This window comes from Gammaproteobacteria bacterium (assembly GCA_032250735.1).
Lineage (GTDB): Bacteria > Pseudomonadota > Gammaproteobacteria > SZUA-152 > SZUA-152 > SZUA-152.
In genome coordinates this window covers 34,565-53,841 of the sequence record JAVVEP010000004.1, presented here as the reverse complement: position 1 = coordinate 53,841, position 19,277 = coordinate 34,565, and the positions used below count along the sequence as shown (strand labels likewise).

At 61.2% G+C, this 19,277-nt stretch carries 18 protein-coding genes and 1 tRNA gene; 12 read left to right on the top strand and 7 right to left on the bottom strand.

Going from position 1 to position 19,277, the window contains the following annotated elements; translation table 11 throughout:
• The 4 genes from RRB22_03685 (at position 1) to RRB22_03670 (ending at position 2,771) form a co-directional block, all read left to right on the top strand.
• Complete coding sequence (locus tag RRB22_03685) at positions 1-921, top strand: PfkB family carbohydrate kinase (protein MDT8383493.1); 921 nt, start codon at positions 1-3, stop codon at positions 919-921.
• Between the two features lie 87 nt (positions 922-1,008).
• Complete coding sequence (gene thiO / locus RRB22_03680) at positions 1,009-2,106, top strand: glycine oxidase ThiO (GenBank protein MDT8383492.1); 1,098 nt, start codon at positions 1,009-1,011, stop codon at positions 2,104-2,106.
• Positions 2,107-2,190: 84 nt separating this feature from the next.
• On the top strand, positions 2,191-2,601 hold the full coding sequence (locus tag RRB22_03675) for a Fur family transcriptional regulator (GenBank protein MDT8383491.1): 411 nt from the start codon (positions 2,191-2,193) through the stop codon (positions 2,599-2,601).
• A 94-nt stretch (positions 2,602-2,695) separates the two neighbouring features.
• Positions 2,696-2,771 (top strand) — tRNA-Thr (locus RRB22_03670).
• Positions 2,772-2,873: 102 nt separating this feature from the next.
• Here RRB22_03670 and RRB22_03665 read toward each other — a convergent pair.
• Positions 2,874-5,477: an Ig-like domain-containing protein gene (locus tag RRB22_03665; protein MDT8383490.1), complete on the bottom strand. Its 2,604-nt coding sequence runs from the start codon at positions 5,475-5,477 to the stop codon at positions 2,874-2,876.
• A 262-nt stretch (positions 5,478-5,739) separates the two neighbouring features.
• The gene (locus tag RRB22_03660; protein MDT8383489.1) at positions 5,740-6,024 is read right to left on the bottom strand and encodes a segregation and condensation protein A; all 285 of its coding nucleotides are present in this window, start codon (positions 6,022-6,024) and stop codon (positions 5,740-5,742) included.
• A 294-nt stretch (positions 6,025-6,318) separates the two neighbouring features.
• On the opposite strand from RRB22_03660, the gene RRB22_03655 reads away from it, so the two are divergent.
• From RRB22_03655 to RRB22_03640, 4 genes are all read left to right on the top strand, one after another.
• Positions 6,319-8,466 (top strand): FAD-dependent oxidoreductase, encoded by a 2,148-nt coding sequence (locus RRB22_03655; protein MDT8383488.1) that lies wholly within the window; start codon positions 6,319-6,321, stop codon positions 8,464-8,466.
• Positions 8,466-8,897, top strand: a complete 432-nt coding sequence (locus RRB22_03650; protein ID MDT8383487.1) for a YcgN family cysteine cluster protein — start codon at positions 8,466-8,468, stop codon at positions 8,895-8,897. The genes RRB22_03655 and RRB22_03650 overlap by 1 nt, the downstream gene beginning before the upstream one ends.
• 121 nt (positions 8,898-9,018) lie before the next feature.
• Positions 9,019-10,119, top strand: coding sequence for a DUF4931 domain-containing protein (locus RRB22_03645; protein MDT8383486.1), 1,101 nt, complete (start codon positions 9,019-9,021; stop codon positions 10,117-10,119).
• A 182-nt stretch (positions 10,120-10,301) separates the two neighbouring features.
• A complete protein-coding gene (locus RRB22_03640) occupies positions 10,302-11,309 on the top strand; it encodes an MBL fold metallo-hydrolase (GenBank protein ID MDT8383485.1) in 1,008 nt (335 codons plus the stop codon).
• 92 nt (positions 11,310-11,401) lie between these two features.
• On the opposite strand, the gene RRB22_03635 is transcribed toward RRB22_03640, so the two are convergent.
• The 4 genes from RRB22_03635 to nudE form a co-directional block, all read right to left on the bottom strand.
• Positions 11,402-11,989, bottom strand: coding sequence for a DNA-J related domain-containing protein (locus tag RRB22_03635; GenBank protein ID MDT8383484.1), 588 nt, complete (start codon positions 11,987-11,989; stop codon positions 11,402-11,404).
• Positions 11,990-12,036: 47 nt separating this feature from the next.
• On the bottom strand, positions 12,037-12,717 hold the full coding sequence (locus RRB22_03630; protein MDT8383483.1) for an FKBP-type peptidyl-prolyl cis-trans isomerase: 681 nt from the start codon (positions 12,715-12,717) through the stop codon (positions 12,037-12,039).
• 167 nt (positions 12,718-12,884) lie between these two features.
• On the bottom strand, positions 12,885-13,706 hold the full coding sequence (gene cysQ, locus RRB22_03625; GenBank protein ID MDT8383482.1) for a 3'(2'),5'-bisphosphate nucleotidase CysQ: 822 nt from the start codon (positions 13,704-13,706) through the stop codon (positions 12,885-12,887).
• A gap of 61 nt (positions 13,707-13,767) precedes the next feature.
• A complete protein-coding gene (nudE, locus tag RRB22_03620) occupies positions 13,768-14,352 on the bottom strand; it encodes an ADP compounds hydrolase NudE (protein ID MDT8383481.1) in 585 nt (194 codons plus the stop codon).
• A gap of 368 nt (positions 14,353-14,720) precedes the next feature.
• Between nudE and RRB22_03615 the strand changes: the two genes are divergently transcribed.
• Complete coding sequence (locus tag RRB22_03615) at positions 14,721-15,116, top strand: HU family DNA-binding protein (protein ID MDT8383480.1); 396 nt, start codon at positions 14,721-14,723, stop codon at positions 15,114-15,116.
• 169 nt (positions 15,117-15,285) lie between these two features.
• On the opposite strand, the gene tsaD is transcribed toward RRB22_03615, so the two are convergent.
• On the bottom strand, positions 15,286-16,302 hold the full coding sequence (tsaD, locus tag RRB22_03610) for a tRNA (adenosine(37)-N6)-threonylcarbamoyltransferase complex transferase subunit TsaD (protein MDT8383479.1): 1,017 nt from the start codon (positions 16,300-16,302) through the stop codon (positions 15,286-15,288).
• A 201-nt stretch (positions 16,303-16,503) separates the two neighbouring features.
• Here tsaD and rpsU point away from each other — a divergent pair, with 201 nt between their 5' ends.
• From rpsU to dnaG, 3 genes are all read left to right on the top strand, one after another.
• Positions 16,504-16,719 (top strand): 30S ribosomal protein S21, encoded by a 216-nt coding sequence (rpsU, locus tag RRB22_03605; protein ID MDT8383478.1) that lies wholly within the window; start codon positions 16,504-16,506, stop codon positions 16,717-16,719.
• 114 nt (positions 16,720-16,833) lie between these two features.
• A complete protein-coding gene (locus RRB22_03600) occupies positions 16,834-17,289 on the top strand; it encodes a GatB/YqeY domain-containing protein (GenBank protein ID MDT8383477.1) in 456 nt (151 codons plus the stop codon).
• A 122-nt stretch (positions 17,290-17,411) separates the two neighbouring features.
• The gene (gene dnaG / locus RRB22_03595; GenBank protein ID MDT8383476.1) at positions 17,412-19,175 is read left to right on the top strand and encodes a DNA primase; all 1,764 of its coding nucleotides are present in this window, start codon (positions 17,412-17,414) and stop codon (positions 19,173-19,175) included.
• The last annotated feature ends 102 nt before the right edge of the window (positions 19,176-19,277 follow it).

The window sequence follows — 19,277 nt, the reverse complement described above, 5'->3', positions numbered from 1 at the left end:
ATGGCGCGGATCCTGACGGTTGGTATCGCAACACTCGATATCATCAACGCGGTCGATGGTTTTCCGCCAGAGGATGCCGAGGTCCGGGCCACGGCACAGGAGATGCGCCGGGGTGGAAATGCCAGCAATACGGCGGTGGTCCTGTCCCAGCTGGGACATGAGTGCGCCTTCGCCGGTAGCCTGGCGGATGATGCCAGCAGCGAGGTGATCCGCGCCGAGCTGAAGGCCTACCGGATTGATATGGGCGCGGTGGCGACCGTGGCGGGCGGGAGGGTGCCCGTCTCGTACGTGACACTCAATCAGCAAAATGGCTCGCGCACCATCGTGCACTATCGCGAGCTGCCCGAATACCGCTTCGCGGACTTCGCCCGCATCGACCTGCACAATTTTGACTGGCTGCATTTTGAGGGGCGTAATGTGCCGGAGACGCGCGTCATGCTCGACCACGCCCGACAGCAGCGGCCGACGCTGCCCATCTCGGTCGAATTCGAAAAGCCGCGGCCGGAGATCGAGAGCCTGTGCGCCGGTGCAGACCTGCTACTCTATTCTCGTGGCTATGTGCAGAAAAGCAGGGTGCAGCAAGGCAGGACGCAGCAGGGTGCGGAGGCTCTAACCGATCCGGTGGCCTTTCTGCGCGAGCAGCATCGGCGCTGGCCGGGCAGCGAGCACACCTGTACCTGGGGTGCGGATGGTGCCTGGGGGATTGATCGCCATGGCGGAATCACGCACAGCCCGGCCCCGCAATTGTCGAGTGTTGTGGACACCCTGGGGGCGGGCGATACCTTTAACGCGGGCATGATTCACGGCAGGCTGAGCGGCGGGGGACTGTCGCAGGCACTGGCCGAGGCCTGCCAGCTGGCGGCTGAGAAGTGTGCCCGGCAGGGCCTGCATGGACTGCGCCTGGGCGGCAGTTCGCAGTGATCGTCGCCGAGTGGCCTGGCGCGTAAACCCGAACGCAACAAGACCCATCAACCCGGAAGCAAAAATGCAGGCGCTGAGCAGAAGATCATGACGGACTTTTTAATTGTCGGCGGTGGCCTCATCGGCCTGCTCAGCGCACGCGCGCTCAGTCGGACGGGGGCGAAGGTGACGCTCATCGAGCGGGCCCAGCTGGGCAAGGAATCCTCGTGGGCGGGCGGCGGCATCCTTTCGCCCCTGTATCCCTGGCGCTACGCCCGGCCGGTGAACGAGCTGGCGACATGGAGTCAGGCCCGTTATCCGGCCCTGGCGAATGAGCTTGAGCGCGATACGGGGATCGATACGGAGTGGACCCGGAGCGGCCTGCTGGTGCTGGACGAGGATCAGCGCGAACCGGGGATGGCCTGGGCGGCGGCGCAACAGGTCACGGCGCAGGCGGTCGATGGGCCGCAGATCCGGGGGCTGGAGCCGGCGCTGCGAGCAGGGCACGCCGCCGGCCTGTGGATGCCCGAGGTGGCGCAGATACGCAATCCCTTCCTGGTCCAGGCCCTGCGTCAGGATCTCCTCAAGCGTGGGGTGCGGGTGGCGGAAGACACCGAGGTCACGCACCTGCTGACCAAAAAGGGGCGCATCAACGGCGTGCGCACCGAATATAACGAAGTGCTGGCGGACCGCGTCATCATCGCCTGCGGCGCCTGGAGCGCCACCCTGCTCAAGGATCTGGGGCAGGAGGTGCCGGTGATGCCGGTGCGCGGGCAGATGATCCTGTTTCGCGGGTCGCCGGGCCTGCTCAACCATGTGGTCCTGCATCAGGGACACTACCTGATCCCGCGCCGTGATGGCCGCATACTGGCCGGCAGCACGATGGAAGAGGTGGGCTTCGACAAGACCGTCACCGTCGAGGCGCGCAATGACCTGATTGCGGTGGCCTGCGCCCTGGTGCCTGAGCTGGCGGAGGTACCGGTGGAGCGCCATTGGGCCGGCCTGCGCCCGGGCTCCCCCAGCGGCATCCCGTTTATCAGCGCCCACCCGAAGGTAGACGGCCTCTACATCAATGCCGGGCATTTTCGCAATGGGGTGGTCATGGGGCTGGCCTCGGCCGAACTGCTGGCGGACATTGTGCTGGAGCGCACGCCGATCCTGGATCCGACACCCTATCAGCTGGCCGCCTGCGCCAGCACGGTATAGGCCGGGCCGCCGGCGCGACATTGCACACTGTGTATTTGCGGCGATATACTGGCCGCGTGGTAGAAACAGCCTGGGCACGAACCAATGAATCAGACAGTCCCCTCCGTCGACGACCTATTTCAGCAGTGTGGCATCGCACCCACCCAGCAGCGTCGCCAGATTGCAGAAATCCTGTTTGACCGGCCGCAACACGTCTCTGCCGAGCAGGTGCTGGAGCGGGTGAATCAGTCCGGCAGCGTGGCCTCCAAGGCGACGGTGTACAACACCCTGGGCCTGTTCGCCCGCAAGGGGCTGATTCGCGAGGTGATCGTCGACCCCAGCCGGGTGTTTTATGATTCCAATCCCAGCGTGCATCACCACTTTTTCAATGTCGATACCGGTCAGCTGGAAGACATCGATGCCCAGCACCTGATGCTGCAGGCGCTGCCGCCCCCGCCTGCGGGGACCGTCCTGGAGGGGGTCGATATCATCGTGCGGGTGCGTTTAACCCCATAAAGCCGCGCGGCACAGTTGTCCTTAGCCGCACCCCTCTTTATACTCGCGCCAGCCTGGCGATCCAGCGCTTCGTCTTAATCCCACGCCATACCACGCCGATGTAGCTCAGTTGGTAGAGCAACTGATTCGTAATCAGTAGGTCGGAGGTTCGACTCCTCTCATCGGCACCATTTATTTTTTCACGATCCTCACCACCCACTCATCCACCCGCTAGGCCGCCCGTGGCGGGCGACTGTGTGCGGGACTAGGGGTGCAGGATTATAGGTGCAGGATCAGGGGCGGATAAACTTGAGCTTGAATTGGATCCCGGTGACCAGGTCGGTGAGAGAGTAGTGTCCTTCTATACCATTAGCGGTGATGTCGGTGGTCAGGGTATAGATGATGCCCATTTTCAGTCCGCCGCTGAGCTGGTTGCCGCTGAGGTCAGAGGCCTTGGTGGTGGTGAAGAGGACGGCGCCGTCGTTAAACAGCTCAAATTTGTCCAGTCGAAAATCCCGATTGGACAGGTTGAACATGAAAAACCCGAAACGGGTGTCCTTCGGCAGCAGCGGGCCGCTACCGGCCGGGGCATCGTCAAAGGCGGCGCCGGCAATGACCTCGAACAGATTCGCGGTGCTGTAGAGGGTGGTGGTGTTGCGCAGGGCGGGGTCAATACTGGCCTCGATCTGTAGCAGGCCGGTCTCCGTGGCGGTGAGGCGGGTGCTGGCGATGCCGTCGGTGGTGCCCAGGACCACCGGGCTGCCCAGGGGGCTGCCCGTCTGACTGACCTGTAGCGTGACCTCGGTGCCGTCGGCAACACTGCTGGTGGGGTCGGCGGCCCGTACCCGCACCTCGATGGCGCTGGGATCGATGTCGTTATTGAGCAGGGCGTTGGGCGTGGCGAGCACCACCAGGGACACCGGTCGTTGGGGGGTGTCACTGATGGTCAGGTCAAACGCGGCGCTGAGGCCGCCGAAATGGGCGCTGATGACAGCGTCGCCGCTGACCCCGATGCCGGCTAGCACCCGGCCGCGATCGGCGGCCTGGTTGCTGACCGTGGCCAGGCCCGGTCGATCGGAGCTCCAGATCACCTGCGCGTCGAGCGCCTGGCTGCTGCTGTCATCAAAATCGGCCCAGGCGGTGAGCTGCTGGGCCTCGGCGCTGTCCAGACTGTCGCTGGCGGCAGTGATGCGCAGCCCGCTGAGGCTGGCATTGCTGATGCTGATGGTGCTCTGTGCCTGCATCTCATACAGGTTGGCGGTCACCAGGACATCGCCGCTGCCGCCCAGAGCCGTCAACTGCCCCTGCTGGCCCGCACTGTTGTCGGCGCGCAGCCGGGTGCTGTCCGCCGGGATCGCCGTGTCCCAGCTGACCTGCTGGGTGACATCCCATTCCTTATCGTCGGTATCGAGGGCGAAGGCCTGCAGCTGGGTTTGGGTGCCGATGGCCAGGGTCGAGCTGGGGGGATCGATCCGCAGACTGTCCAGGGTGGCAGCGTTGACGGTCACCAGGCTGTATCCGGTCACCGCTCCCAGCCGGGCGCTGATGCGGGCGCTGCCCGGCTGCAGGGTGCTGAGTGTCCCCGCATCGATGGCGGCGATGGTGGGCCGCTCGGACTCCCAGCTCACCTGGCCATCGAGGTCCTGCACCGAGCCATCGGAAAAATTGCCCTCGGCACGCAGGGTCTGTTGGATGCTCAGCGGCAGCGACAGCTCCGCTGGCAGCACCGTGATGGAGAGCAGCTTTGCCGAACTGACCACCAGACTGGCCTCGCCGCTGACGCCGTCCAGGCTGGCGGTGATGGTGGTGTTACCCGCCGCCAGGGCGAGGGTCTGGCCCTGCTCGTCGACCACATTGCTGGCCAGGGCCACACCGGCGTCGGCGCTAACCCAGCTGGCCGCGCTGGTGATATCCCGAATGCTGTCGTCGGAGTAGCGACCGGTAGCCCGAAAATCCTGCCGGGTGCCGACGGCCAGATACGCACTGGGCGGGGAGATCTCGATGCTGACCAGGGTGGCGGCGGTGACGCGCTGATCCAGGGTGCCGCTGACTGTACCGCCGGTCGTCACCAGGCTGGCCGTTATGGTCACCTCGCCGATGGCCAGGGCGGTGGCCAGGCCGCGACTGCCGCTGGCAGTGCTGATGGCCAGGATATTGGGTGCGCTGCTCGTCCAGTCCACCTGTTCGGTAATATCCTGCAGCCGGTTATCGCTGAAATGGCCCAGGGCGAGCAGCGGCTGTGAGTGGGCCAGAGGCAGGCTGCCGGACGCGGCGCTGACCTCGATGCTTTCCAATACGGCATCGCTCACGGTGAGGGTCTGGCTGCCGGTAATGCCCGCCAGCGTGGCGCGGACCGTGGTGCTGCCGATGGCTTGCGGCTGTGCCCGCCCCGCGACATCGATCACCACAATACTGCTGTCGTCACTCTCCCAGCTGACCTGCTGGGTGAGCACCTGATTGCTGCCGTCGCTGTACAGTCCCCGCGCGGACAGGTCGAGGGTGGTGCCCTGGGGCAGCACCGGGGCCTCGGGGGTGATGAGCAGCTGAATCAGTTCCGCCGCCTTGACGTCGAGCTCTATCTGGGCGCTGACACTGCCCAGGCTGGCATCAATAGTCACCGTGCCGGCATCGACGGCGGCGATCTTCCCGCTGTCGTCGATGGTGGCGATAGTAGTGTCGCTGGACTGCCAGCTGACCTCCCCATTCAACACCCGGGTAGTGTTGTCGCTGTAGATGCCGGTAGCGGTAAGTGAGAGCGCGGTACCCTTGGCGAGGGAGGGTTGGCTGGGGGTGATGTCAATGCGGGTGAGGCTGGAGGGGAGCGATGTCGGGGAGCTGGAACCACCGTCACCGCCGCCGCCACCGCCACTACAGGCGGCGAGTAGTAGCACAAGCATTATCGCCAGTGACTGTAAACTGTGGCATCTGAAAAATCGCATGTCCGTCAACTCCCTTTTACGGCACCGGCGGTGAGCCATCTGCCTACCTATTCAATATAGTCTATGCCGCAGCGATGTATCATTCGCCAGGCCAAAGTACCGGTAAGGTTATCGTTTTCGTGAACGTCAGCAGTGGTTAGGCCCGCCCGGAGCCTGGCGGACCTGGAAGGGGCTGCTGGCCCCGGGAGTGTGCGAAAAGGGGTGGGTGAACGGGTGGCTCTCAGGACTTGTCGGCGGGCTTGCGGGGATCGAACTGGACCACAACGCGGTCGCTGGGCTCGTCGATGAAGCGGGGCTTTTGGGGGGTGACATTGCCGCCCTGGGCATTGAGCTCGGCCTCGCGGGAGACAATGAGGTCCAGACAGGCGCGCATGTCGTTGATGGTGCTGTCGGACAGGGGGTGGCGCATGCCGGGGGCGGTGTGGGTATCCTTGGCGATATTGGTGAGCACCTTCTTCACCATCGAGAGGATGCGGGATTCGGTGCTGTGGTCGGGTTGGTTCATGGCTGCCTCGGGGGGTCGTCAGGTTGTTGTGGAAAATCGCTGTGGCAAATCACTGTGGCGAAGCGTATGCGCCGTACGCTGGCGCAATACTGCCGCGCGGTTAAGGGTGTGTCATAGTAATGCAAGAGTATTGCAACAGCGTGTGGCGATAGACAATAGACAAATAGATGAGGTTTCGATTGTACGCCATCCGCTGCGCGAATAGGTCCACACCCCTGCCAGGTGTAACGCGGGCAAGTGTGCCGAGACTGCATGGCGGAAGAACAAATAAATGATGTCAATCAAGGAATCCCCATGAAGTCGTTGTTGAGCCCCCGCCTGTGGCTGATCCTGCTGGTGCTGATCCTGGCCGGGGCCTTTTTCGGCCTGGGTCTCGATCAGTACCTGAGCCTGGACTATCTCCAATCCCGGCATCAGTCCTTGCTGGACTTCTATGCCGACAACCGGCTGATGACCCTGCTCGCCTACTTTCTTATCTATGTGGCGGTGACCGCCCTGTCGCTGCCGGGCGCCACGGTGATGACCCTGGCCGGTGGCGCGGTGTTCGGGCTGGCCACCGGGCTGGTGGTCATCTCCTTTGCCAGCACCATCGGCGCCACCCTGGCCTTTCTGGTGTCACGCTTTGTGTTGCGCGATTTTGTGCAGCAGCGGTTTGGCGACAAACTGAAGGCGATCAATGCCGGGGTGCAGCGCGAAGGGGGCTTTTACCTGTTCACCCTGCGCCTCATCCCCCTGTTTCCCTTTTTTATGATCAACCTGGTGATGGGCCTGACGCCGATGAAGGCATGGCGGTTTTATCTCATCAGCCAGCTCGGCATGTTGCCGGGCACCATTGTCTATGTGAACGCGGGCAGTCAGCTGGGTGCGCTGGCATCGCCGGCGGACATCCTGTCGCCGGGGCTGATCCTGTCCTTTGCCCTGCTGGGCCTCTTCCCCCTGCTGGCCAAAAAGGGGGTGGCCTTTATCACGTCGCGGCGCGCGCTCAGGGCCTATCCCAAACCCCGGCGGTTTGACTACAACATCGCGGTGATCGGCGGCGGCTCGGCGGGGCTGGTGTCGGCCTATATTGCGGCAGCGGTGAAGGCCAGGGTGGTGCTGATCGAGAAACAGCACATGGGGGGTGATTGCCTGAACACCGGCTGTGTACCCAGCAAGGCGCTGATCCGCTCCGCCAGGATGCTGCACTATGCCAAACGGGCCCGGGACTATGGCTTTCAGCAGGCCACGGTGGAATTCGATTTCGCCGAGGTGATGGAACGGGTGCAGCGGGTCATCCGGCAGATCGAACCGCATGACTCGGTGGCCCGCTACCAGGGGCTCGGTGTGGAGGTGATCCAGGCCGAGGCAAAGATTGTGTCGCCCTACGCGGTGGAGGTCGACGGCAGGACCGTGACCGCAAAAAATATCATTATCGCCACCGGGGCGCGTCCGACGGTGCCACCCATCGAGGGACTGGAGACGGTCGGTTATCTCACCTCGGACACGGTGTGGGGCCTGCGCCAACGGCCGCGGCGCCTGCTGGTGCTGGGCGGCGGCCCCATCGGCTGCGAGCTGGCGCAGAGCTTTCAGCGGCTGGGCAGTGAGGTGGTGCTGGTGCAGCGCGGTGACCAGCTGCTGCCCCGGGAGGATAGTGAGGTGGCGCAACTGGTGGAGGAGTGTTTTCGGCAAGACGGCGTGCAGGTGCTCACCGGCCATGCCGCCCGGCGTGCGGAGATGGTGGCGGGCCAGCGGGTGCTGGTGTGCGAGCATCAGGGCGTCGAGGTGCGCATCGAGTTTGATCAGCTGCTGATCGCCCTGGGGCGCAAGGCCAATGTGCAGGGTTTCGGGCTGGAGGCGCTGGGGATAAGGCTGGCCCCCGGTGGTACCATCGAGGCGGATGAATTTCTGCGCACCAATTATCCGAACATCTTTGTGTGTGGCGATGTGACCGGCCCCTATCAGTTCACCCATACCGCGGCGCATCAGGCCTGGTATGCCGCGGTGAATGCCCTGTTCCAGCCGCTGAGGCGTTTTCGGGTGGACTATTCGGTGATTCCCTGGGCCACCTTTACCGACCCCGAGGTGGCGCGGGTGGGGCTGAACGAGCTGGAGGCGCGGGAGAGGGGCATCGCCTATGAGGTGAGCACCTACGGTATCGATGATCTGGATCGGGCCATCGCCGACGGCGAGGCGCAGGGGCTGGTGAAGGTGCTGACCGTGCCGGGCAAGGACCGGATCCTGGGGGTGACCATTGTGGGCAGCCATGCCGGCGAGCTGATCGCCGAATTCGTGATGGCGATGAAACACGGCCTGGGCCTGAACAAGATCCTCGGCACCATCCATATCTATCCCACTCTGGCGGAGGCGAACAAATATGTCGCCGGCGTCTGGCGGCGGCAGCACCAGCCGCAGGCCCTGTTGCGCTGGGTGGCGCGGTTTCATGCCTGGCGGCGCGGCGACTGATGTCGCGATTCTGGGAACAGACTCCGCTGGCGGAGATGGATGCGGCGCAGTGGGAGTCGCTGTGTGACGGCTGTGGAAAGTGCTGTCTGCACAAGCTGGAAGATGAAGACAGCGGCGAGGTGTATGTGTGCAATGTCGCCTGCCGCTTGCTGGATATCGAGGCGTGCCGTTGTAGTGACTATGCCGCCCGCCAGCGACGGGTGCCGGCCTGCACCGTGCTCACGCCGGAGCGTATCGCGGAATTTCAATGGCTGCCGGAGACCTGCGCCTATCGCCTGCTGGCGGAGGGCCAGCCCCTGTTTGATTGGCACCCGCTGATCAGTCACGATCCGCAGTCGGTGCACGCGGCGGGCATCTCGGTACGGGGGCAGGTGGTGAGCGAAACCGAGGTCGAGGACCTGCAGCAGCATCTCACCGACTGGGTGCTGTAGCCGTTGCAGGTCGTTTTGATCGTCTGTCGATTTATGCCGGAATCAAAATGTTTTAGCCGCTCACCGCCGCGACTGGTGTAAGTTTGCAAAGGTAAGTTGGGAAAATCACAGGAGTCGCCACGTGTCACAGTCACCATCCAGTGCAGCAACAGAGCCGGAACAGGTCCTCCGGGAGATCCGCATCAATCCGGTGGTACCCAGCGAATCCGTGCTGGTGGCCACCGCCCGCGGCCTGCGTCCCAAACAGGCGGAGCAGCGGGCGCCGCGCGATACCCGCGCCCACGTGGAAACCTGCCCCTTCTGTTCGGGCAATGAGCACATGACGCCACCGCAGATCGCCACCTACCCGCAGCACGGGGACTGGCAGGTGCGCATCGTGGAGAACCTCTATCCGGTGCTGGGAGACGACCGGCCGAGCGCGGATTTCTCGTTTGGCCTGCAGCAGACTATTGATGGTTATGGGCGGCATGAGGTGATTATCGACCACCACAATCACGGCATCAGTCTGCACGAGATGAGCGAGCAGCATCTGGCGATGTTGTTCGGCGCCTATCGCGACCGCATGGCGCAGTTATATGCCGCCGATGAGCGACTGCGTTATGTGCTGGTGTTCAAGAATTTCGGCCCGGCCGCCGGCGGCAGCATCCCTCACACCCACAGCCAGATCATTGCCATGCCGGTGGTGCCGGAGAATGTGCAGGCCGAGGTGCTGGGCAGCGAACAGTATTATCAAAAGCATCACCGCTGCATCTTCTGCTCATTGATCGATGAGGCGCTGACCTTCGAAGCGACCATTTATGATCGCGAGTCCGGCAAGGTGCGCCGTCGGCTGGATGTGGGTCAGTATGTGATTGAGCGGGGTGAACGTTTTATCGCCATCAAGCCCTTTGCCAGCCGTTATGAATGGGAGGTGCATATTCTGCCCATCCATCATCAGGCCGATTTCCAGGCGATCAGCGAGACCGACCTGCTGGAGCTGGGTGGCATCATGCGCCGCACCATGGCGCGTCTGGACGCCGTGCTGGGCGGCGCGCAGTACAATTATTTTCTGCACACCCGGCCGCATCATGCGCCAGACTCGGTGAACAACAGTTATCACTGGCATCTGGAAATCTGTCCGCGCACCAGCATCCCCACCGGCTTCGAGCTGGGCGCCGGTCTGTGCGTCAACACGGTGAGCCCGGAAGTGGCGGCCAGCCAGCTGCGCGATGTAAAACTCTAGCGGAAATATCTTCTCCATCCGTAACATTTCCCGCCGGATCGACACTGTACGACCAGCGCGATTGTTGCGGCGCACATGAAACAACGCAAAACCATCGTGTAATTGATCGCAACATGTTTGAATGGGTGCGACTGTCGGACATTCGTGCGACAGGTAACTATTACAGGGAAAAGGAGATAAAAATGCAGCAGATTAAAAGGATGCTGAAGGCGCAGGTCGTGGGCACGGGTTTACTGGTCGCCGTGTTGGCCAGTCCGGCGTTTGCGGATAAAAAGGACCACAAACGTCTGGCGGTGGACAGGGTGAAGGGGGATCTGTCGGTGATGGTGTTGGGTTCCGGTGGCCCGTTCGCCTCCGCCGGTCGGGCTGCCGCGAGTTATCTGATCTTTACCGACGGCCGACCGCGCATATTGATGGACGTGGGTGGCGGCGCATTCAAGAGCCTTGCGGAGAGCGGCGTCAATGTGAAGGATCTCGATCGGGTGCTGCTGACGCATCTGCACATTGATCATACCGGGGATCTCTCATCGGTGATCAAGACCGTCTACTTTCATACCGCCGGCGCAGGCGCTACCCGGGATGCACCGATTCACATCTGGGGCCCTGCCAGCAGCAACGGCGGCTTCCCCGATACCACAGCCTATGTGGATGGCCATTACGCCCTGCCCAATGGCACCGAGCGTTACCTGAATGGTTTCACCGGTGTCATCAACGCGGGTACGTTCAGTTATATGGGCCACGATCTGGGCTCCGACTGGGCGAGCGGTGTGTCGGAGCTGGTGCTGGATGAGGGCGGCCTGACCGTGACCGCGATGCCGGTAAAACACGCCACGGTGCCTGCGGTGGCCTACCGCATTGAATACAAGGGCAAGAGCATTGTGTATTCGGGCGACACCAATTCAGAGTCCGGCAATATGGCGGCCATCGCCAGCAATGCGGACCTGCTGATCTATGATACGGCTATCATGGATAGCCACCCGAACCCGGCGATGTTGCAGCTGCACACCACCCCGTCACGCATGGGCCAGGTCGCCGCCGAGGCCATGGCCAAAAAACTGGTGTTGTCGCACATCACGCCCAATACGGAAAACAGCCTGCAGGAAGTGAAGAGGCTGGTGCGTGCCCAGGGTTATCAGGGAGAGATCAAGGTCGCCAGCGATCTGAGGGTGTTTAATCTCGGTCACGATTGAACCGCGACAGCAAGGTAAAAAAACGGGGAGCCACCTGAACAGTGGCTCCCCGTTTTGTTTTGCGGCGCTTTTTACGCCACGTATTGCAGCACTTATCGCGAACGTGCATCCCGCGCCAGGATATCCATGGCGACATTGATGGCCTGCAGGCGCGCCTCGTCACCACCGCGATCGGGGTGGTGTTGCATGGCCAGGCGTCGGTGCTGGGTCTTGATGGCCGGCCAGTCCACCGGGTCTTCCAGCTCAAGGGTGGCGAGGGCCTGACGGCGATCGTCGTCGCCGACGAAGCGCGCCCAGAATTGCGTGAGTAATTTTTCTACATCGCCGGCCTGTGTGATGTTCAGATGGTTCAGATCCAGATAGTAGTCGCGCAGGGGATCGTGTTCGGCAAGCTGGGCCGCGCCTGCGGTCTTAAAGGGAAGCAGCCGGATGCCAAGCGTGTGGATATCGAGCCGCGCTATCCGTGATTCCCATAGCTGGTCGCGCAAACGGTAGAGGGCGTGGAATAACAGAAAATGGGTCTGAAACAGGGAGAGGGGATCGCGCAGCTGGTCGCGGCTAAAGTCCGCCCCGTGCTCGGCCTCAAGGGCCATGATCAGCTCATATTCGCTGAGCCCGGCGGGATGAGCGCGCAGCAGCCGGTGTAATAGGTCGAGTCGTTTTTGCAAATCGTCAGACAGGCACTATCAAGACGGCAGCTGCGCAGTCATGCACCAATAAGCGTTGTTTAATTGTTGACGCTGATCAGTTCGATCTCGAAGATCAGGGTCTCGTTGGGGCCGATGGCGCTGCCGGAACCGCGCTCACCGTAGGCCAGTTCTGCGGGGATAAAGACCTGCCATTTGTCACCCTCATGCATCAGCGGCAACACCTCTTTCCAGCCGGGAATCACCTGGTTGACGTTGAAGGTGGCTGGGCTATTGCGACGATAGGAGCTGTCGAACTCGGTGCCATCGATGAGTGTGCCGCGATAATGGGCGGTGATGGAGGTTTCGGCGCCGGGCTGTTTGCCCTTGCCGGAAAGCAGGACCTTGTATTGCAGGCCGCTGTCACGGGTAATCACGCCTTCCTTCTGTTTGTTGGCGGCGAGAAAGGCCTGGCCATCGGATTTGGCCTTTTCACCCTTGCTGGCGCGTTCGGCCAGCAGTTCTTGCTGGGCGGATTCCATGGCGGTGCGCATTTCGTCCAGGCTGAGTTGTGGCTCCTTGTCGGCCAATACATCGTTGATGGCGTCGGCCATCATTTTGGTATCTATTTCCAGATTGTCGCGTTTAAAGCCCTGACCGACCTGGAAGCCGATGGCATAGCTGAACTTTTCCTTATCGGTGCTGGGTTTTGCGGCGATAGCGGCGCCGGCCTGCAGGGCGAAAACGGCAGCAAGGCCGCTAAGCATGAGTAGTTTTTTCACGATGGTTTCCTTGGGTTGAGTAAGTGGGTTGAGTAAGTGGATCGAGTGAATGGTTCAGATGAAAACGTTGAATCTGGCGTCAAGTGTATCTGTCTCTGTCAGCAGAGAGAAGTTCCCCGGCGGGCCGGCTGGATCCGCCTCAGCACAGCATGCAAAGCAGGGCACCTTTAAAGAAAGCGCCGCCAGTCGTATTCGGGGTCACCAATGACCAGAAAGTGCGGGTTCAGCAGTGAGTCCTTGGTATTGTAGCGTAAGGGCTCGCCATCGGTTTTGATGATGCAACCGCCTGCCTCTTCGACGATGCACTGTGCCGCAGCGGTATCCCATTCGGACGTCGGGCCGAGGCGGGGGTAGAGGTCGGCACTGCCTTCGGCGACCAGACAGGACTTCAGCGAGCTGCCCATGCTGATGATCTCATAGTCGCCGAGCCGTTGCAGAAAGGCCTCCAGTGAATCGCCGCGATGCGAGCGACTGCCGGCAATGATGGTGCTGGCTGGTGTCTTGGGCCGCGTATGGATGGCGGTGGCAGGGGTGTCCACGCTGTGCGTGGCATGACCCAGCACCATTTTGAAGACGCCGGCACCGCGAGCGGCATAATAGGTAGCGCCCGTCACCGGCGTATAGATGACGCCGAGCACCGATTCATGTTTGTCGATAAGTGCGATGTTAACGGTGAACTCGCCATTACGTTTGACGAATTCACGGGTGCCATCCAGGGGATCGACCAGCCAATAGCGTTGCCATTGGGCGCGTTCGGCAAAGGGGATGTGGGCGGACTCTTCGGAGAGAATGGGTATCTCCGGCGTCAGCTTGCTCAGGCCTTCCACGATGGTGTGATGTGCGGCCATGTCGGCCGCCGTCAGTGGTGATGCATCGGATTTGTGCTCGACATCGAATTCGGTGTCGTAAACTTCCATGATGCGGTGCCCGGCCTGTACCGCCAAATCGATAACAGGTTTGATGAGTGTTTGGTCTGCGGTACTGGGCACAGGTACTTCCTTTATATTCCAAATTGATCGTTACGGGTTAGGCATTGCTGGTGACGGCGGGTCAGGCCCCGGCGCGTTGCGCCAGGTGTTCACGTACCATAAACAAGGCGGCAATACTGCGCGCTTCCGTACACTCTTCGTGGGCAAACAGCTCGGTCAGTCTGTCCATCCGCCAGGGTACCACTTCGATGGCCTCGGGTTCGTCCCCGGCATGTCTCTCGGCGTAGAGGTCTTCTGCCAGCACGATATGGGTTGCATGGCTGAGATACCCCGGAGCCACCGTCAGGCTGGTGAGATGATGCAGTTTGTTCGCGCCGTGCCCGATTTCTTCCATGATCTCGCGGTTCGCGGCGTCCAGCAAGGTCTCGTTGGCTTCAATACGGCCTTTCGGCAGGGCCAGTTCATAACGGTGGACGCCGGTGGCGTATTCGCGGATTAGCAAGACGGTGTTCTGGTCAAGCAGTGGCACGATCAGCACCGCGCCATTTTCGGAGCCGATCAGGCGCTCGTGGCGGACCTCGGTGCCATTGCTGAAGCGCAGCTCGCGGCGTTCGATGCGGAACATATCGGTGCGCGCAACAATCTCGGAATGCAGGATTTCTGGCAGTGACTGATGGGGAGATTTCGGCGTTGGGTCTTTGCCCATGGCGACATTGATCCTTTGTTTTTTCTAGACGGCGCAAAAAACAAATCCATCGGATGAGGTTTCAGGCTGAAATACACCTATATAGTAGCGTGTTGATAATGCGATAGCACGAAAAAAGTCCATTCTATGGGTTCTGCGATATTGCGAAAGCTTTCAAAAGAGTCTATAAAACAAGGCAAATCGGCGCGAACCGATTGAGTGGGTGCGACATGTCGTGCAGCTGCTGCAAATCGGTGGTGAGTTGGCTTTGGATTTAGGTGATAAAACAGCGTTTAAAAACGCATTTATAGTTTCAGTTTTGCTGTTTGCAGGCTGTCTGCAGTAACTAAGGGCTGGCAACAAAACATACATCAACGGGAGAACGCCACATGGCATTGAAGAAGGCAGTAAAAAAGAAAACCGCAAAGAAGAAAGTGGCTGTAAAAAAGGCTGCGCCGGTTAAAACCATCAAGGTGGTGAAAGAGCCAATGACGAAGACCGCATTGTTCGCCAGTATTGCGGAAACAACCACGCTCTCCAAAAAGGATGTTGCCAATGTGTTTGATGCCTTGGCCGACATTATTAATGGCCACATCAAGAAGGGCGCAGCTGGCACCTTCACCCTGCCGGGCTTGATGAAGGTGAAAACCGTGCGCAAGCCGGCAACCAAGAAGCGCAAGGGTGTGAACCCCTTTACCGGTGAAGACACCATCTTCCAGGCCAAGCCTGCCCGCACCGTGGTCAAGGTGTTGCCGCTGAAGAAGATGAAAGATATGACCGCCTAGTGGTGCCGGGCCGGCAGATTTAGCCGGCCGGTTTGCAACGGCGTTAGATCGGAAAGAGCGGGGGTCATTGGCCTCCGCTTTTTTATGCGCGCGATGTTTTGCGATCGGCGGCGCTGCCAGCGGGTGAAGGGCAGGATTAAGATGGGGTGTAGAGAGGCGATTTGGGGCGCTAAACCGGCATCAGTTCATCGATAGGCCAGCGTGGCCTGGCGCCAAAGTGGTTGCCCTGGGCCTGCCCTGCCGCCAGACGCAGAGAGCCTGCGAAGGCGATCATGGCACCGTTGTCGGTGCAAAAGGCGGGGCGCGGATAGTAGATCTCGAAGCCTTCCTGTTGTGACAGTGTCGATAGGCGCGCGCGTAATGTCTGGTTGGCGCTGACCCCACCCGCCATTACCAGTCGGGTAAGCCCGGTGTGTTGCAGGGCGCGCTTGCATTTGATCGCCATGGTATCGGCCACGGCGTCCTCGAAGGCGCGGGCGATGTCGGCACGGGTCTGCGGCAGATCCGTCGCTGGTTCGCTGTGGTCGCGCAGAGTGGTGATGGCAAAAGTCTTTAGTCCGCTGAAACTGAAGTCGAGACCGGGCCGATTGGTCATGGGGCGAGGGAACTGGAAGCGTTCAGGGTTGCCCTGTTGGGCCAGCTTTGCCAGCGCCGGGCCGCCGGGATAGTCCAGGCCGAGCAGCTTGGCGGTCTTGTCGAAGGCCTCGCCCGCGGCATCGTCGAGGGTTTCACCGATAATTCTGTAACGGCCGATGCCGTTAACCTCTACTAATAGGGTGTGGCCGCCGGATACCAGCAAGGCAACAAAGGGGAATGCCGGAGGATGGTCTTCCAGCAGCGGCGCCAGCAGGTGCCCCTCCATGTGATGGACGGCCACGGCCGGGACATTCCAGGCCCAGGCGAGGCTGCGACCGATGGCGGCGCCAACCAGCAGTGCGCCCACCAAGCCGGGACCGGCGGTGTAGGCGACTCCGGTGATGGCCTTTTTGTCGCAATTGGCCTCGTCCAGCACCTGCTGGATGAGCGGCAGGGTCTTGCGAACGTGATCGCGCGAGGCCAGTTCCGGGACCACGCCGCCGTAATCGGCGTGCAGTTCGATCTGGCTGTAGAGCGCGTCGGCGAGCAGGCCGGCCTCGTCATCATAGAGGGCGACGCCGGTCTCGTCGCAGGAGGTTTCGATGCCCAGGGTGAGGCGTGAAGGTCGATTTGCCACTTTATCGCTCATTTAGTGAAAATTTTTGTCCCGATATTTTGCATTTTCGGGCGTGAATGACTAGAATTCCCGGCTCCCTGTCCTGGCGTGGCCGTGGCGGGGAAGTGTTGTTGTATGAAATCGGGTGATGCGCATAGTGTATCACTACCTAAAAGTTAGAGGATTGGAAGACCAATGCCGAATGTTCGTGTAAGAGAAAATGAGCCTTTTGATATCGCTCTGCGCCGGTTCAAGCGTTCCTGCGAGAAGGCCGGTGTACTCACCGAAGTGCGTCGTCGTGAATTTTACGAAAAGCCTACCCAGGCACGCCAGCGTAAGATGGCTGCAGCCGTCAAGCGCCAGTTGAAAAAGACATCGCGCGATATCCAGCGTCGCAAACGCCTCTACTAAGATCTCCTTGTTGCCCCCGCGCGGTCGGGTATCGCGCCGGGCTCCAGCATCCTTTCCTTAGTGTTTCATCCGCGGCTTCCCGGCCGTCGGTTTATCGACTGCGTAGGTATGTGCATGGCTGATTCAATGCTCAAGCAACAATTGACCGACGACATGAAGACGGCGATGCGCGCGAAAGATAAGCCTCGCCTCGGCGTTATCCGTCTGGCGCTGGCGGCGATCAAGCAGCGCGAGGTGGATGAGCGCATCGAACTGGATGACGCGCAGGTGCTGGCGGTGCTCGACAAAATGGTCAAGCAGCGTCGAGACTCGGTCAGGCAGTTCGAAGATGCCGGCCGCCAGGAGCTGGCGGATCAGGAAACCTTCGAGATCGGTGTGTTGCAGGGCTATCTGCCGACCGCGCTGAGCGCAGCTGAACTCGACGCGCTGATCACCGCCGCCATCGAAACGACCGGTGCCGCAGCCATGAACGAGATGGGCAAGGTGATGGGCGTACTGCGGCCACAGGTGCAGGGCCGTGCCGATATGGCCGAGGTCAGTCAGCGCATCAAATCTCTGTTGGCTGGCTAAACGCGCCGACACGCTCCGTCTGAATTCTGCCCGGCAGGCCCCTAATCTGCATCCCAATTTCACGACTATGCTTTCGGCGTTGATCTTTTCTCCAGCGCCCGATTTCTTGTATCGTTGAGCCCATGGCCGGCCGTATCCCCACTTCTTTTATTGACGAACTTCTGGTGCGCGTCGATATCGTCGACGTCATCGACAGCCGGGTGCAGCTCAAAAAGACCGGCCGCGAATACCAGGCCTGCTGTCCGTTTCATAACGAAAAAACCCCCTCCTTTACCGTCAGTCCCGACAAGCAGTTTTATCACTGTTTTGGCTGCGGCGCGCATGGCTCGGCCCTGGGTTTTCTCATGGAATACGAACACATGGGATTCGTGGAGGCCATCGAAGAGCTGGCTGCCGGGGCGGGTATGCAGGTGCCGCGTGAGGCCGGCCAGGTCAGTGAAGAGCGTGGCCATCAGGACCTTTACGGCGTGATGGAACAGGCGGCGGGCTATTATTGCCAGCAACTCAAGCAGCATGCCGAGGCGGCACGCGCCACGGATTATCTGAAAGGGCGCGGTCTGACCGGCGAGGTGGCCGCCGCCTTTGAGCTGGGATTTGCGCCGCCGGGTTGGGACAATCTGGGCGCGTACCTGCTCGGCAAGGGGGTGACGGAGGCGCAGCTGTTGCAATCCGGTCTGGTGGTGAAAAAGGATCGCGGCGGGCACTACGACCGCTTTCGTGATCGCATCATGTTCCCGATCCGCGACCGGCGGGGCCGCGTGATCGCCTTCGGCGGACGCCAGCTGGGCAACGAAGAGGGCCCCAAATACCTCAACTCGGCAGAGTCACCGATCTTTCACAAGGGGCGCGAGCTTTACGGGCTGTATCAGGCGCGCAAGGCCGAGCGCCAGCTGACCCATGTGGTGGTGGTGGAAGGTTATATGGACGTGGTCGCGCTGGGGCAGTTTGGCGTGCTCAATGCCGTGGCCACCCTGGGCACGGCGACAACGCGGGATCATCTGGAACGGCTGTTTCGGGTGGTGTCCAGGATTGTGTTCTGTTTTGATGGCGACCGCGCCGGACGACAGGCCGCGTGGCGCGCACTGGAAAATGCCCTGCCGGTGCTGAGCGAGGGCCGGCAGGTCAGTTTCATGTTTTTGCCCGACGGTGAAGACCCGGACACCCTGGTGCGCAAAGAGCAGCGGGCGGGGTTTGAGGCGCGTGTCGCCAGCGCCACGAGTTTCTCGGATTATTTTTTTGGCGAATTGGTCGAAGCGGTCGATATATCCACCATTGATGGCCGGGCACAGCTGGTCACGCTGGCCCGGCCCTTGCTGGAAAAGCTACCGGAAGGCATGTTTCGGCACATGATGGCGACACGTTTGGCGGAGATCGCCAAAATCGACCCCTCCGCCCTGGTCGGTCTGACGGTGGCGGTGCGCACACCGGCGCGCCCCCGGTCGCGGGTAGTGTCGGCCCGGGGCAGTTCACCGTCGACGTTGCGACAGGCGATCCAATACCTGCTGCATCGGCCGGGCCTGGCGGTACAGATCGACGACTGGTCGGCGCTCGAGGGCCTGGATCAGCCCGGTCTGCCAATATTACGCCAGCTGGTTGAATTGTTGCGGCAGAACCCACAACTAAGCTGTGGGGGAATTGTCGAACACTGGCGTGCACAGGGCCAGCATGAAGAGGCGGGACAGCTCGCCAGACTCGCCGCGCAACCCATGATGGTGCCGGACGAGGGTCTGGAGACCGAGTTCCGGGCGGTGGTGGATAAACTGGCAGTGTTGCGTGACGAGCAGCGGTGGGAGTATCTGTTATCCCGGCTGCAGATGGGTACGGCAACGGACGCCGAGAAAGATGAATATTCTGAGTTGAGTTCCAGGGGCAGTCGCAAGGCATAAAGGCCTGCATGCGCGGTTGGGTGATCGGAGCGTTCCGATTGCCCGCGCCAGCCACACAGATTCCCTGATATTGGCGGCCTAAATCGGTCGCCAACCCCTGGT